Genomic DNA, 14,836 nt, shown 5'->3' on the forward strand with positions numbered 1-14,836 from the left:
GCTCCTCAACCCGCCGACGGGCGTTCAGCCGGCGGTTTCGAGACGCGTCCTCCTGCGTCGGGCGCTCCTCAACCCGCCGACGGGCGTTCAGCCGGCGGTTTCGAGACGCGTCCTCCTGCGTCGGGCGCTCCTCAACCCGCGAACCTCTCGCGCCGCGGCCTCCTCGGCCTGTTCGGTGCGGGCGCCGCCGGAGCGGCCGTGGGCTTCGCCGGCGGTGCGGCTGCCGTGGGCGCCGCGATGTCGTCGGCCGCCGCGGGCGCCGCCGGCTCCGGGGCATCCTCGTACGCCTTCTACGGCGCGCACCAGGCGGGCATCACGACGCCGGCGCAGGATCGCCTGCACTTCGCCGCCTTCGACGTGGATGCCTCGCTCGATCGCGACGGCCTGATCGAGTTGCTCACCGACTGGACCGACGCCGCCGCCCGGCTCACGCAAGGCCTCGACGTCGAGGAGGGCGGCGCGGTCGGCGGCTCCGACTATGCACCGCCCGCCGACACCGGCGAGGCCCAGGGGCTACCCGCAGCCGGGCTGACGCTCACCTTCGGCTTCGGCCCGGGCCTGTTCGTCGATGCCTCGGGTGCCGACCGCTTCGGACTCGCGAGCCGTCGCCCGCCCGAGCTCGCTGCGCTGCCGCGGTTCCAGGGCGACGCGCTCGAGCCCGCCCGGACCGGCGGTGACCTCTGCATCCAGGCGTGCGCCGACGACCCGCAGGTCGCGGTGCACGCGATCCGCAACCTCAGCCGCATCGCGTTCGGCCGTGCGACGCTGCGCTGGTCGCAGCTCGGCTTCGGCCGTACCTCGTCGACGTCGACCACGCAGGCGACGCCCCGCAACCTGTTCGGTTTCAAGGACGGCACGGCGAACGTCAAGGCCGAGGAGACCGACGTCGTCGACGACCAGGTCTGGGTCGCAGCATCCGACGGCCCCGCGTGGATGGCGGGCGGCTCGTACCTCGTCGCGCGGCGCATCCGCATGATCATCGAGAACTGGGACCGCGTGCAGCTCGGCGAGCAGGAGTCGCTCGTGGGTCGGTCGAAGGGGGCGGGGGCGCCGCTCTCGGGCGGCACCGAGTTCACCGAGCCCGATTTCGCAGCCGAGGGCGCGACGGGCGCCCCGCTCATCGCCGAGCACTCGCACGTGCGGCTCGCGCACTCGTCGAACAACGGCGGTGCCCGCATGCTGCGCCGCGGCTACAACTTCGTCGACGGCAACGACGAGCTCGGCCGCCTCGACGCCGGGCTGTTCTTCCTGTCGTTCCAGCGGGCGCCGCAGCAGTTCATCGACATCCAGACCTCGCTCGCGACCGACGGGCTCAACGAGTACCTCAAGCACGTCGGCTCGGCGATCTTCGCGGTGCCCGGCGGCATCGCCGAGGGCGAGTTCGTCGGGCAGAAGCTGTTCGCCTGAGGGCGCCGTCAGCAGCCGGCGAGGTCGGAACTCGCCGCGCTCAGAACTCGACGACCTCCCACTGGTCGGCCGAGATGTGCCGCAGTTCGCCGAGCTCGCCGTGCTGCCCGTCGCGCACGCCGTTGAACGCGAGCACGGGCTGCCCGCCGGAGCGCTCGTCGCCGCCCGCCCAGATCTCCGCCTCGGAGTAGCCGAGCGACGCGAGCGCGACCCGCTGCGCCGCGGCATCCCATGACTGCGACATGCCCCAGGTCATGAGCCCGCCGGCGACGACGGCGCCGAGGGCGACGAACACCCCGAGCTCGATCAGGGGCGACCGCTTGCGGCGGACGCCCACGATCACGACGGCGGCGGCGCCGGCCAGCACGAGCAACGGAAAGACGAGCGGCCACGGATTCCAGCCCGCGATCGTCACGATCTCGTTCATGCCGCCTCCTCGTCGCGCCGGTGTTCCAGATGCTACCGGGCGGGCCCGCTGATGGGGAGTGCTCCCCATTCACCCCGATTCGGTGGGGCGGTTATGGTCGAACATGTCGCCCGGTCAGGGGTGGCGAAGGTTTCTACGGATGGGGTTGATGATGGCTGATTTCAAAGCGTCGTACGGTGAGATGGAGTCGATGGCGGGCCGTCTCGACACGGGTCGTGAGGAGATCGGCGACGTGCTGCGTCGTCTGAAGGACGACGTCGACCGTCTGCTCGGTGACGACTTCAAGACGCAGCACGCGTCGGGCAAGTTCGGTGAGGGGTACACCGAGCTGACCACGGGTCTGGAGAAGGCGATCGAGGGCATCAGCGACATGGGCGAGTCCCTGCGCAAGATGATGCAGGCCATCAAGGACACCGACCAGGCCCTCGCCGGCAACTGATCGCACCACGCGCAGTCACGAAGGGAAGCGGCGTCGCCGCTTCCCTTCGTCGTCTCCACGATGTTCGCGGCCGCCGGCTCGATGGGTGCGGCGGCCGCGGCATCCCGCTCAGTCGGCCTCTTCGACCTCGGTGACCTGCCATCGGTCGCCGCCCGTGCTCTTGAGGAACCCTCGCACGCGCTCGCCGTCGCGCTCGGCCTGGAAGGCGACGACGCCGGGCTCGCCGGGTCCCACGATCTGCTCGGCTGAGAACGTCGGCGTCTCGTAGCCGAGGCCGATGAGCGCGTCGGCGCGGGCGCCCTGGTCCCACGAGCCGGGCATGAACGCGAACATGGCCGCCCCCGCGAGCGCCGCGAGCACGAAGATCGCGCTGCCGAGCTCACGCACGGGCTTCGAGCGGTGGCGGGTGCCGCGACTCGACACCACGATGCCGACGATCGCGATCACGATCGGGATCGCGAGCGGCCAAGGGTGCCACGGGGCGACCGTGACGATCTCGTTCATGTGCGGACTCCGGTCGGTGCGAGGGGTCGCGGCGACGGCCGCGACGCGGAAGAACCGCCGCCCCCGACGGCGACCCGCGCACCTCTGATGATCCCGCCGCGTCGGGGACGACGCAAGAGGCGACGGATCGCGGTCATGCGATCGCGTGGGTGGCGAGGATGCCGCGGGCGATCGTCGCCACGCGCTCGAGCGCCGCGGTCAGGGCGAGGTCGCCGACGGCGGCGTAGCCGATCACGATGCCGGCGGGTCCAGTGGTCGGCGGCGGGGCCGGGTGCCCGAGCGAGGGATTCGCGCCGGCGCCGGCGGAGTACGAGCTCAGGGCGGCGACGACGATGCCGTCGGCGGCGAGCCCGGCCACGAGCTCGCGCTCGTGCGCTTCGCCGGGCAGCTCCAGCACGGCGTGCAATCCGCCGTCGAGGGCCCGCAACCGGGCACCGCTCGACTCGAGGGGTTCGAGCGCCGCGAGCACGAGCTCGCGGCGATGCCGGTACTCGCGGCTCGACGCGGCGATGTGCCGCCGCAGTGCCCCGCTCGAGATGAGGTGCGCCATCGCCAGCTGCACCGGGCCGGCCACGGGGGTGTCCAGCCGATCGCGAGCGGTCACGAGGGCGGCGCGCAGTTCGGGATGCCTCGGCAGCACGAGGTAGCCGAGCCGGAGCCACGGCGTCAGCACCTTCGAGAAGCTGCCGACGAGCACCACCCGCTCGCCCCCGTCGAGCGAGGCGAGCGCGGGCAGCGGTGCGCCGGTGTGCCGGAACTCGCTGTCGTAGTCGTCCTCGATCACGAACGCGCCGGCGTGGTCGGCCCAGTCGAGCAGGGCGAGCCGGTCGGCGACGGGCAGCCGGCCGCCGAGCGGGTACTGGTGGCTCGGCGTGACCATGATTGCGTCGACTCCGTCGGCCGCACCGGCGGTCACGGCGGCGACGTCGAGTCCGTCGGGCGCGAGCGGCAGCGGCAGGAGGTCGGCGCCGTGCTGCAGCAGGGTGCGGCGGCCGTTGCGATAGCCGGGACTCTCGACACCGATGCGCGGCGCGGCGCCGCGCATCGCGCGCAGCGCGTGCGCGACGAGGATGAGCCCTTCGCTCGTGCCGGCCGCGACGACGATGTCGTCGGCGTCGACCGCGACTCCGCGCGCATGTCGCAGGTGCTCGGCGATCGCGGCCCGCAGTTCGGGAACCCCGGGCGACGGTGGCGCGGAGCCCGACGGCGAGGCCGCGGCGGCGCGCCAGGCGGCCCGCCAAGCTCGCTCGTCGATGCGGGACACCGAGGGGATGCCGGGGGAGAGGTCGATCACGGCCGGGGCGGCCCGCCGGGCCGTGCCGGCCGGCCCGGTGCCGGCGGCGGCATCGGCAGCGTCGGCGGGTGCGGCCGCGGGCGGCGTCGTCCTCGGAGCGGGCACGTCGGGCCGATCGGCGGGGCCGCGCTGCGTGTTGGCCGCGACGCGGGTCGCGGCGCCCTGCCGCAGCTCGAGGTACCCCTCGCCGGCGAGCTGCTCGTAGGCGGCGACGACCGAGCTGCGTGCGACGTGGATCTCCGCCGCGAGGGCGCGGGTCGAGGGCACGGGGTCGCCCGCGCGCAGGCGGCCCTCGAGGATGCCGTGGCGGAGGCTCTCCACGAGCTGCGCCACGACGGTGCGTTCGGCCGTGCGGTCGATGACGAGCAGCGGGCCGTCCATAACCCTCCACTGGTCGGCATGAATTCGTGAGAACTGGTCTTCGGATGCTACCAGTCGGCGGCGCACGATCGAAGCATGACCACGATCACCGCTTCGCACCAGACCGCTCCCCGCACGCGCTCGCGCGACGGCGACGCCTCGCCCCGAGGCATCCGTCGCAAGCCCGATCGCCAGCGCACCGACCGCGCATCGATCGAGGCGCTGCTCGACCAGGAGTTCGTCGGCCACCTCGCCGTCGTCGCGCACGGCGCGCCGATCATCGTGCCGACCGGCTACGCGCGAGTGGGCGACCACATCGTCATGCACGGTTCGACGGGTGCCGGGTTCGTGCTGCGCGCCGCGGCCGAGCGCGCGACCGTCGCGTTCTCGGTCACCGCGCTCGACGGGATCGTGTTCGGGCGGTCGACGTTCGACAGCTCCATGAACTACCGCAGCCTCGTCGCCTACGGCGTGCTCGAGGAGCTCACGGGCGAGGAGGAGCGGAGTGCGCTCGTCGCGATGACCGACCGGCTCATGCCGGGCCGCTCGAGCGAGGTGCGCGCCGCCACGAAGAAGGAGTACGCGCAGACGCGGGCGCTCCGGCTCGCGCTCGACGACGTCGTCATGAAGGTGCGCGACGGCGGCGTCTCGGAGGAGCCCGACGACGGCGAGGACCACGACGTGTGGGCCGGCGTGCTGCCGCTCGCGCGCGCCTGGGGTGCGCCGCGTCCCTCAGGGCTGACCCCGGCGGGCACGCCCGTGCCCGGTTCGGTGCGCGCGCTGATGACGCGACCCGACGACTCGCGAATGCTCTCCTGACGGAAAGGACACCACTCATGCTCTTGCTCATGCTCGCCCTCGGAATGCTCGCCGTCTCGGCGATCGTCGCCGCGGTCGTCGAGGTCCGCCTCGACGGGCTCGGCCGCCCTCGACAGGTTCACGGCGCACCCGGTTCGCGGTCGTCCTGAGGCCGCCGGCCGCTCCCGGCGGAGAAGGAAATAGGGCGATCGTCCGATGAGCCGCAGAGGCCTTAGCGAGGAATCTGAGGTCATCGATCGGGGCGGTCGATGCCGACACAGGAGGAACCATGCAGTACTCAGCAGATCTCGTCGCGGTTCGCACCCATGAGGCGAACGTGCTGCTCGCCGAGCGTCGCCTGGCGCAGCGCCTCGCGCTCGAGGAGCAGGCGGCCGAGGCCGACGCCGCGGGCGCGGCCCGGTCCGTCGGCGCCGGGCGGCTCCGCCGTCTCGGCCACCGTTCGCCGCAGCTCGCACTGCGGTGAGCATCGCCGCGATCGAGGAGATCGCGACCACCCCGGGTGTCACCGGCCCGTGGGACGATGGGTTGGTGACCACCGCCGCGTCCAGCGCCACGATGATCGGCCGCGATGCCGAGCTCACCTGGCTCGACGGCCTCCTCGACGAGGCCGCGGCCGGCGTGCCCCGCACCGTCGTCATCGGCGGTGAGGCCGGCATCGGCAAGAGCCGCCTCATCCGCGAGTTCCGGCAGCGGGCCGAGCGCACCGCTCGCGTGGTGCTCGGGCAGTGCGTCGACCTCGGCACGGTCGCCGCGCCGTACGCGCCGATCAAGGCGGCGCTGCGCGCGCTCGTCGCCGAGGTCGGCGCAGAACGCGCCCTCGAGATCGTCGGGCCGGGCCGCGCGGCCTTCGTCGCCCTCCTGCCCGAGCTCGGCGGCGTCGGCGAACCCATCGACGCCGGTGCGATCGCGGGTGGAGCCGGGGCCAGCGGCCAGCTGCACGAGGCGATCGCCGTGCTGCTCGAGACGCTCTCGCACGAGCGACCGATCGTGCTCATCGTCGAAGACCTGCACTGGATCGACCCGGCCAGCCTCTCGCTGCTGCGCTTCTTCCTCCGCATGCTCGCCTCGAGCCGGGTGCTCATCGTGCTGAGCTACCGCAGCGAAGACGTCACCCGCGGGCACCTGCTGCGCCCCTTCCTCTCCGAGCTCGAGCGCGACCGGTGGGTCGAGCGCCGCGAGCTCACCCGGCTCTCGCGCGACGAGGTGCGCGAGCTCGTGGCATCCATCGCCGCCGAGTCGCCGACCGAGGGCGCGCTCGACGTGCTCTTCGGCCGCAGCGACGGCGTGCCCTTCTTCGTCGAAGAGGTGCTCGGACTCGACGGGTGCCGCGACGACTCCGACCTGCCCGACACCCTGCGCGAACTGCTGCTCGCGCGCTACGAGCGGCTCTCCGACGCCGCCCAGCAACTGCTCCGCCTCATCGCGACGGGCGGCGTTCGCGTGCCGCACTCGATGCTCACCTCGGTGTTCCGCGGCGGCGAGGCCGAGCTCGACGAGGCCGCCCGCGAGGCGATCCTCGGCGGCGTGCTCGTGGTCGACGGCGACGACTACGGCTTCCGGCACGCGCTCGTGCGCGAGGCGATCCTGGCCGACATCCTGCCGGGTGAGCGCGCCCGCTACCACGCGCGGTACGCCGAGGCCTACGAGGCCCTGGCCGCGGGCGGCACGCGCCGTCTCGCCGCCGAGATCTCGTACCACTGGCTCGGTGCGAACAATGCGACCAAGGCGTTCCCCGCGACCGTGCAGGCGATGCACGAGGCACGCCGCTCGACGGCGTTCGCCTCGGCGGCGCAGCTCGGCGAGCGGGCGCTCGCCCTGTGGGACGTGGTCGACGACGCCGCGCAGATCGCGGGCATGAGCCGCACCGAGTTCATGGGCCGCACCGCCTCGCACCTGCGCAACGCCGGCGAGAACGAGCGCAGCCTCAAGCTGCTGAAGTCGGCGCTCGCCGAGTCGGCGCCCGACGACCCGAACTTCCCCCGGCTGCTGCGCGACGAGGCGCTCAGCCTCGCCGGCGCCGGGCGTCCCGGATCGATCCCGCTGCTCGAACAGGCGCTCGAGGTGCTCGGCGACGAGCCGTCGCTCATGCGCGCGACGGTGCTCTCGGCGCTCGCCGGCCGGCAGATGATCGAGGGCCGGCTGCGGCAGGCGATCGACACGGCCGAGTGCGCGCTCGAACTCGCGCTGCACGAGGGGTCGGCCCGCACGGCCTCGGTGTCGCTCAACGTCGCGGCCGTGTGCCGGGTCAACCTCGGCGAGGTCGAGCGCGGCCTCGCCGACCTCGAGCGCAGCCGCGAGATCGCCGACGGCGACGGGCCCGCGCTCCTGCGGTACTGGGTCAACGCCTCCGACGTGCACTACCTGATCGGCGAGTACGCGCGTGCCGTCGAGCTCGCCGAGGCGGGCCTCGTCCGTGCCCGACAGCTCGGCCTCGAGCGCAGCTCGGGCGTGATCCTCGCCTCGAACGCGGTCGACCCCCACTATGCGCTCGGCCAGTGGGAGCAGGCGGCTCCGCTCATCGAGCGCGCACTCGCGCTCGACCCGCCGATGCAGTTCAAGGTCTACCTGCTGCGGGCGAAGATGTGGGCACGACTCTGGCAGGGCGACGTCGAGGGCGCCGACCGGGAGTTCCGGTCGCTCCGGCCGATCACGGTGCATCCGGTCGACATCGAGATGCAGACGCGACTCTCGATCGGGCGGTTCGCGACGGAGCTCGCCCTCGCGCGCGGTGATGTCGCGGGCGCATGGCGCGAGGCTCAGGGGCTCTTCGACCCTCGTGAGCGGCCCGCCGTCGCGCTCGGCCTGCCCTACGCGTGGGCGGTCGCCCGCGTCATCTCCGCGGCGAAGTCGGGTGCCGGCGCCGCCGACGCCGAAGGCGCCGCACTCGTGGCCGAGGCCGCGTCGGCCGAGCCGTCGCTCCGTCGACTCCTCGACGGCTTCGACGAATGGCCGCTCGCCCCCCTCTGGTCGTCGCTCATCGACGCCGAGCTCGCCGAGCCCGCGCCCGGAGAGCGGGTCGGCACCGACGTCGAGGCCTGGCGCACCGCGGTCGCCGCGGCGTCCGAGCGCACCGCGGAGGCCTACCTCAGGCCGTACGCGCTGCTGCGGCTGGGCGAGGCCGAGCTCGCGGCGGGCGACCGCGCGGCTGCGCGCTCGACCCTGCAGTCGGCCCACGACGAGGCCGAGGCGGGCGGCGTCGGCTCGGTGGTCGCGTCGATCATGCGCGTCGCGTCCGCGGCCGGGCTCTCGCTCGAGGCCGATCGGCGGGTCGGCGCCGAGGTCGTCGGCGTGACCGACGGCATCGCCGCATCGACCGATGCCGCCGCCGAGCTCACCGCCCGCGAGCGGCAGGTGCTCGAGCTCATCGCCGAGGGGCTCAGCAACCGGCAGATCGGCGAACGGCTGTTCATCAGCGGCAAGACGGCGAGCGTGCACGTGTCGGCGATCCTGCGCAAGCTCGGCGCCTCGACGCGCACCGAGGCCGCATACCGGGCGGGCGCGCTGCGCTGAGCATTGCGAAATGCCGCTCGTCGTGGGTGCAGCACGCCCTCCGGCGGCCGCGGGAGAGATCGATCGCCGTGAGCGGTGGTGAAGCAGAGAAGTGGTGCGGCCATGCCGGTCACCGGGTCCGATAGCGTCGAACCCATGACGCGTCGCATCACCTGGGCCGGGCTGCCCAACACGTGGGATCTCGGCGGACTCGACGGGGCACTCGGCACGACGCGGCACGGACGGGTGTACCGGTCGGCCATGCTCGACGAGCTCGACGAGTCCGGGCGCGCCGAGCTGTACGACGGGGGTGTGCGCACGATCATCGACCTGCGCAACGACGACGAGGTCGACGCGGCGATCGATGCGCCGTTCATCCGGCACCACCGGCCGGTCGAAGACCAGACGAACGCCGAGTTCATGGCGCGGTGGGAGACGCTCGACTCGCCCGGCTACTACCCCGAGGTGCTCGAGCGCTGGCCCGAGCTCATCGTCGCCGTGTTCGCCGAGCTCGCCCGAGCCGAGGAGGCGCACGATTCCGGGGCCGTGCTCGTCCACTGCGCGCACGGCCGCGACCGCACGGGCATGATCACCGCGATGCTGTTGCAGCTCTGCGAGGTCGACCGCGGCGCGATCGTCGCCGACTACCTCGCCGCGGTTCGCGCCATCGACGCGCACGAGCGGGTCGTCGCCGCCGACCGGGTGGCTCCGGCCGCGGAGTTCGAGGCGCTCAATTCGCGCCGCGTGCGCGAGCTCGATGAGTTCCTCGACGGCCTCGACGTGCCCGGCTACCTCGTCGGCGGCGGGCTCGACGCCCGCGACCTCGACCGCGTGCGAGCCCGGCTGCTCGGCTGAGCGGCCGCCAGGCCGCCGGCAGCCCGCAGACGCGGGATACCCTCATGACGTGCAGACTCCCGCGACCCCTCCGGTGATCCGTGCGGCCCGCGCGGGCGACGCGCCGCACATCGCCCGCATGCACTGGGACATCCACCAGTCGACCTACATCGAGTCGGGCGCGGTGGCCCGCGAGCGCATCGAGGCGTGGACCCTCGAACAGCGCACCGCCGGCTGGGAGCGAGTGGTCGAGCAGGCGACGAGCGGCGAGCGCACGGTCGTGCTCGCGGTCGACGGCGATCGCGTGATCGGCTTCGCCGACGCCAGCCCCGCCGACCCCGCCGAGCAGCCGGAGCCGCCGCGCGACCTCGAGCTCAAGGGTCTCTACCTGCTCGACGAGTACCAGGGCTCGGGGCTGGGCCAGGCCCTGCTCGATGCCGCGATCGGCAGCAGGCCGGCGTTCCTGTGGGCCATGGCGGGTGAGACGCGGGCGCGCGCCTTCTACCGGCGCAACGGGTTCGAGCCCGATGGCGTCGAGCAGTTCTTCGAACCCTGGGACATCATGACCGTGCGGCTCGTGCGCTGAGCCGCGCGCACGCCCGGTAGCGTTGAGGGTCGACCACGAGGAGCACCCCCGCACATGAAACCCGGCCCCAGGCGCAGCGTCAGCCAGTCCGACATCGTCGACGCCGCGTTCGAGATCCTCGAGGAGAAGGGCGTCGCCGCGGTCTCGGTGCGCGGCGTCGCCGCGGCCCTCGGCCTCACGCCGACCGCGATGTACACGTACTTCTCGTCGAAGAACGCGCTGCTGCAGGCGATGGTCGAGCAACTGCTGGCGGGCGTCGCGACGAGCTTCGAGCACGGTGCGGATGCCTCGGCCCCGGGTTGGCGCGAACGCGTCGTCTCGATCGCGCTGACCCTCAGGGCGCGCCTCGCCGAGCATGCCGGCTCGATCGTGCTCGTGACGAGCGGACCGCTCGACGGACCGAACGCGCTCGGTGTGGCCGAGACCCTCATCGAGGCTTTCGTCGAGTCGGGCCTCGAGGTCGACGACGCCGCGCGAGCGGCCCACGCGGTGCGCGCCTGCACCTTCGGCCAGGCGGCGCTCGAGGCAGCCCGCCGTGCGGCGCCGGTCGAGGCATCCGTGCAGCAGCCGCTGTGGTCGGACTCGCGCCACCCGCTCGTGGAGCAGACCGCCGGACTCGATCTCGATGGCGAGGGCGACGCCGAGTTCGCCGCCGCGCTCGGTCGGCTCATCGACGGCTTCGTCGGGGCGCCGGCCGCCTAGCGGGCGAACCGCACCGTGGCGCGCCTGCGCGGTCGGTGCTGCCCGGGCGCGCCACACTGGTGGCGTGCTGCACTTCAGGATGATCGTGCCCGTCGAGCTCATGCTCTCCGTCGACGCGGTGCTCGCCGAGCACGACGACGTCGTCTCGAACGTCATCGTCCTGCCGCAGGCGGGCGCCTCACCGAAGGGCGACGTGATCCTGTGCGACGTCGCGCGCGGAGCGGCGAGCGACCTGCTGCAGGAGCTGCACCGCATCGGGCTCGACCGCACCGGGTCGATCACCGTCGAATCGCTCGACCTCGCCCTGTCGCGGCGCGCCAAGCACACCGCCGACTCGGTGTTCGGCGGCGACGACGATGCCATCGTCTGGCAGGAGGTCGAGGCGCGCGCCGGCGACGAGGTGCGGCTCTCGGCGACCTTCATCGTCTTCATGGCGGTGGCGACCATGATCGCAACGGTCGGCGTCGTGAGCGACCAGCCGATCCTGATCGTCGGCGCGATGGTCGTCGGCCCCGACTTCGGGCCGCTCGCCGCCATGGCGGTCGGCATCGTGCGCCGCAAGTGGCGGGTCGTCGGGCGCTCCGCGCTCGCCATCGGCGTGGGATACGCGTCGGCCATCGTCATCTCGATCGGCTTCACGTGGCTCATGGTGCTGATCGGCATCTTCCCGCGCGATCCGCTGTCGACCGATCACCCGATGACCGAGTTCATCTGGACGCCGAACGTGCTGAGCTACATCGTCGGCCTGCTCGCCGGCATCGCCGGGGTGCTCTCGCTCACGTCGGCGAAGTCGGGCGCACTCATCGGCGTGCTCATCTCGGTGACGACCGTGCCCGCGGCGGGGGCTGCGGCGCTCGCCTTCGCCTCGGGCGAGTGGGTGCTCGCCGGCACCTCGTTGTGGCAGCTGCTCGTCAACCTCATCGCGATCGTGACCGGCGGTGCGATCACGCTCGCCGTGCAGATCACGGTCGTGCGGCGCAACGACCGGCGGCGACGCGAGCTCGCGGAGGCCGCGGGGGCGCGCTGAGCGCCGACGAGCCCCATCGCGGAACGCGGCGAGGCGCCGACCCCGGAGGGGCCGACGCCTCGTCGGTGTTGCGAAGGTACTGCGGTCAGCCGGCCGCCGGGGGCACGACGCGGATGAGCGCCGCCGTGTTGCCCTTGAAGGCCTTCTTGACCTGGATGACGGTGCCGAAGCCCACGCCGTCGTCGGCGGGGTTGCCCGAGCCGAGGACACCGATGCCGCTGAGCTCGGCCCCGTAGAGGTCGGTCAGCGGGTTGCCCTGCATGTCGTAGATCGGCACGCTGTACGGCGCGTTGCCCACCGAGGGGACGACGGTCGAGGCGTCGCGGTCGCGGTAGAAGAACGACTTCCCGTTGAACGCGAAGCCCGGCACCCAGCTGCGGTCGTCGGTGAAGGTGCTCACCGGGTCGAGCGCGGGGATGTCGGTGCAGTACTCCTTGAGCGCCGCGTCGGTGATGCACTCCGTGAAGGGGTGCGTCTTCTCGAGGCCGAACGCCGCGTTCGAGGACTGCGCCCGCGAGGCCATCACGTTGAGCGTCGACGGGTCGACGTCAGCCGCCCCACCCGTGCGCTGCAGCGGGTTGAAGTGGCTGTCGACGATGAGCAGGCCGCCCTTCGCGCCGTAGCTCGGCAGGGCCGACTCGTTCGCGATGGGCATGTTCGTGTTGCCGTACGTCGTGTCGCGGTACCAGATCAGTGCACCGGGGGCGTTGTAGGCGAGCTTCGCGACCTTCCACGCGCCGTCCTGGTAGATGCTGTTGTAGCCGTACTTCAGGCCCTCGTCGAAGCCGTCGAAGTTGCGCCACTCGACCAGGTAGTACTGCGCCTTGGTCGAGGTGCCCGAGTCATGACGCCAGCCGGGGCCCGAACCGTCGACGAACGTCGTCGCCTCGGCGGTCCAGCCGTTGTCGCCGTTCTCGACGTCGTCGCTCCACGTGGTGGCGCCGCCACCCGTGACCGCGAAGTCGTCGCTGAACCAGCCGCGCTCCTGGAACGCCTCGTCGGTGGCCATGCGCAGGCGCACCTGCACGGTCTGGCCTGCGAACGACGACAGGTCGACGTAGTCGTGGCGCCAGCCGTTGGTCGAACCGGTGAGGCCGTACTTCTTGCCGCCGAAGTCCGTCATGCGACCGTTCGGGTCGGAGTAGCCGTCGTTCGTCGAGACGAGCGTGCCGGCCTCGTTGTAGACCTTCTGCTCGGTCCAGGTGGTGCCGCCGTCGGTCGAGACCTCGACGAACCCGTAGTCCCAGTCCGCCTCGATGACGTAGTCGTTCCACATCCAGAACTTGGCGTCGGCCGCGTCGGGCACATCGACCGTGCGGCTCAGGCGCAGGTCGGCCCACGCGTAGTCGGCTCCCGTGTACCACATGTCGTCACCGCTGTGCGGCGTCGCGAGGGTCACGACCTTGTTCGGCAGGTTGACCTTGATGCCGTCTTCGCTGCCCTTGGCGGGGCGCGACGACTGGCCGACCTTGATCGACAGCTCGTCGTCGCCGGGGTTCACGACCTTCGGGTCGGCCCAACCGAGCACCCACTTGTCCCAGAGGCCCATGTGGGTCGGCATCGACTGGAAGATCGGCCCCGAGTGCGAACCCGAGCTCATGAGGTCCCAGAAGTCGACGTCGCTCGAGGCGGCGTTCGAGGTGTCGTAGAGGTCGGGCAGACCGAGGTCGTGGCCATACTCGTGCGCGAACACGCCGACGCCCGAGTCCTCGGGCTGCACGATGTAGTTCGACAGCTGGAGGTCGGTGCCGGGGATCTTCGCGCCGCCGACGACCGACGACGAGTGCGCCCAAATCGCGTAGGTGCCCTGGTCACCGCCGCCGCCCGACTTGTCCTTGCCCGCGTGCACGAGCACGACGTGGTCGATCACGCCGTCGGGCTCGTTGACGTCACCGTCGCCGTCGCGGTCGCCCTGGTCTTCGATGTCGTAGTCGGCCCACGGGAAGTCGGGCTGCTGCGCCGCGAGCGCCGCGACCGCGTCGATCGGGAGCTGGCCCGGGCCGAGCTTGTTGGTCGGCGTGTAGCCCTGCTGATCCTGCATGGGGCCGGCGACCCATTCGCCCTTGTCGTTCTGGTGGCAGACCGTGGCGCCGTAGTACGCCTCGGAGTGCGGCACCGTCACCCACGGGGTCGCCGCGCCGTGCACCGTGTAGGCGCCGCGCGACATCTCCTCGTACATGTTCTTCATCGTGTAGCCCGAGATGTCGAAGCCCGGCTGCCCGTCGGGACCCGTCAGGTCGGTGCGCACGCGCTCGGTAAGGCCTTCGTCGGTGAAGAGCATCTTGTTGTAGTGCTCGCTCGAGAAGTCGGGCACCCACATCGAGTTGTTGTCTTCGAGCTCGTACGACGCGGGGTCGGGGATGTTGTTGTGCAGGGGGCCCGACTGGGGCGCACCCGGCTTGCACGTCGTCGCACCGAACTCGGTCGGCACGTACAGGTCGCTGAAGTCCTCGGAACCGCCGAACTCGACGAGGATCGTGAGGAGCTTCGCCTCTTGCGTGCCCTTGGCCTGCTTGAGGCTCTTCGGGCTCTTGCCCGTCTTCTGGGCCTTCGCCTCGGTCTTCGCCAGCTGGCGCGCGGCGACGGGGTTGCCCTGCGCGAACTTCTGGTCGACCGACTTGGCGAGTTCGAGCGGCGACTCGGCGCTCGGTGCGCCCGCCTTCGCGCCGGCGACATCGACTTCTTCGTCACTCGTGCCCAGCTCGGACTCGACCTGCGGTGCGACGTAGTTCATGTAGTACTCGTCGGCGCCGATCACCGGCGCGGAGGTGTGCGATGGCGACGCGTTCGCGGGCACTGCGCCGAAGGTCGCCAGACCGGCGGCCGCGAGCGCAAGCGCGGAAGTCGTCGCCACCACGCGCCTGCGCGCGCGAGTGGAGTTTCCAGACATGCTTCTCCCTTCGAGTGCCGCGGCGGGGGGTGACCGTCGTCGGCACACACGGCGCCCG

At 72.1% G+C, this 14,836-nt stretch carries 14 protein-coding genes; 10 read left to right on the top strand and 4 right to left on the bottom strand.

Going from position 1 to position 14,836, the window contains the following annotated elements:
• The coding region (efeB, locus tag AC3RJ6_RS01600; RefSeq protein WP_491425106.1) for an iron uptake transporter deferrochelatase/peroxidase subunit at positions 1 to 1,407 on the top strand (1,407 nt) is incomplete at its 5' end.
• A gap of 40 nt (positions 1,408 to 1,447) precedes the next feature.
• Here the strand turns inward: efeB and AC3RJ6_RS01605 are convergent.
• Positions 1,448 to 1,834: a hypothetical protein gene (locus AC3RJ6_RS01605; RefSeq protein ID WP_491425108.1), complete on the bottom strand. Its 387-nt coding sequence runs from the start codon at positions 1,832 to 1,834 to the stop codon at positions 1,448 to 1,450.
• A 151-nt stretch (positions 1,835 to 1,985) separates the two neighbouring features.
• Between AC3RJ6_RS01605 and AC3RJ6_RS01610 the strand changes: the two genes are divergently transcribed.
• A complete protein-coding gene (locus AC3RJ6_RS01610) occupies positions 1,986 to 2,273 on the top strand; it encodes a WXG100 family type VII secretion target (protein WP_491425109.1) in 288 nt (95 codons plus the stop codon).
• A 108-nt stretch (positions 2,274 to 2,381) separates the two neighbouring features.
• Here AC3RJ6_RS01610 and AC3RJ6_RS01615 read toward each other — a convergent pair whose 3' ends face one another.
• Positions 2,382 to 2,777: a hypothetical protein gene (locus tag AC3RJ6_RS01615; RefSeq protein WP_491425110.1), complete on the bottom strand. Its 396-nt coding sequence runs from the start codon at positions 2,775 to 2,777 to the stop codon at positions 2,382 to 2,384.
• Positions 2,778 to 2,910: 133 nt separating this feature from the next.
• Complete coding sequence (gene pdxR, locus AC3RJ6_RS01620; protein WP_491425111.1) at positions 2,911 to 4,452, bottom strand: MocR-like pyridoxine biosynthesis transcription factor PdxR; 1,542 nt, start codon at positions 4,450 to 4,452, stop codon at positions 2,911 to 2,913.
• A 75-nt stretch (positions 4,453 to 4,527) separates the two neighbouring features.
• Here pdxR and AC3RJ6_RS01625 point away from each other — a divergent pair, with 75 nt between their 5' ends.
• The 8 genes from AC3RJ6_RS01625 to AC3RJ6_RS01660 all read left to right on the top strand — a co-directional run bounded on the left by AC3RJ6_RS01625 (position 4,528) and on the right by AC3RJ6_RS01660 (position 11,888).
• The gene (locus tag AC3RJ6_RS01625; RefSeq protein WP_491425112.1) at positions 4,528 to 5,250 is read left to right on the top strand and encodes a pyridoxamine 5'-phosphate oxidase family protein; all 723 of its coding nucleotides are present in this window, start codon (positions 4,528 to 4,530) and stop codon (positions 5,248 to 5,250) included.
• A gap of 17 nt (positions 5,251 to 5,267) precedes the next feature.
• The gene (locus tag AC3RJ6_RS01630; protein WP_491425113.1) at positions 5,268 to 5,399 is read left to right on the top strand and encodes a hypothetical protein; all 132 of its coding nucleotides are present in this window, start codon (positions 5,268 to 5,270) and stop codon (positions 5,397 to 5,399) included.
• Positions 5,400 to 5,518: 119 nt separating this feature from the next.
• Positions 5,519 to 5,713, top strand: coding sequence for a hypothetical protein (locus tag AC3RJ6_RS01635; protein WP_491425114.1), 195 nt, complete (start codon positions 5,519 to 5,521; stop codon positions 5,711 to 5,713).
• Positions 5,714 to 5,778: 65 nt separating this feature from the next.
• Positions 5,779 to 8,760, top strand: a complete 2,982-nt coding sequence (locus AC3RJ6_RS01640; RefSeq protein ID WP_491425115.1) for a helix-turn-helix transcriptional regulator — start codon at positions 5,779 to 5,781, stop codon at positions 8,758 to 8,760.
• A gap of 135 nt (positions 8,761 to 8,895) precedes the next feature.
• A complete protein-coding gene (locus AC3RJ6_RS01645) occupies positions 8,896 to 9,594 on the top strand; it encodes a tyrosine-protein phosphatase (protein WP_491425116.1) in 699 nt (232 codons plus the stop codon).
• A gap of 49 nt (positions 9,595 to 9,643) precedes the next feature.
• Positions 9,644 to 10,159: a GNAT family N-acetyltransferase gene (locus AC3RJ6_RS01650; RefSeq protein WP_491425117.1), complete on the top strand. Its 516-nt coding sequence runs from the start codon at positions 9,644 to 9,646 to the stop codon at positions 10,157 to 10,159.
• 54 nt (positions 10,160 to 10,213) lie between these two features.
• Positions 10,214 to 10,861: a TetR/AcrR family transcriptional regulator gene (locus tag AC3RJ6_RS01655; protein ID WP_491425118.1), complete on the top strand. Its 648-nt coding sequence runs from the start codon at positions 10,214 to 10,216 to the stop codon at positions 10,859 to 10,861.
• Between the two features lie 64 nt (positions 10,862 to 10,925).
• Positions 10,926 to 11,888, top strand: coding sequence for a DUF389 domain-containing protein (locus AC3RJ6_RS01660; RefSeq protein WP_491425119.1), 963 nt, complete (start codon positions 10,926 to 10,928; stop codon positions 11,886 to 11,888).
• Positions 11,889 to 11,973: 85 nt separating this feature from the next.
• On the opposite strand, the gene AC3RJ6_RS01665 is transcribed toward AC3RJ6_RS01660, so the two are convergent.
• On the bottom strand, positions 11,974 to 14,742 hold the full coding sequence (locus AC3RJ6_RS01665; protein WP_491425120.1) for an immune inhibitor A domain-containing protein: 2,769 nt from the start codon (positions 14,740 to 14,742) through the stop codon (positions 11,974 to 11,976).
• Positions 14,743 to 14,836: the final 94 nt, after the last annotated feature.

It is taken from the genome of Agromyces cucurbitae, from assembly GCF_058349945.1.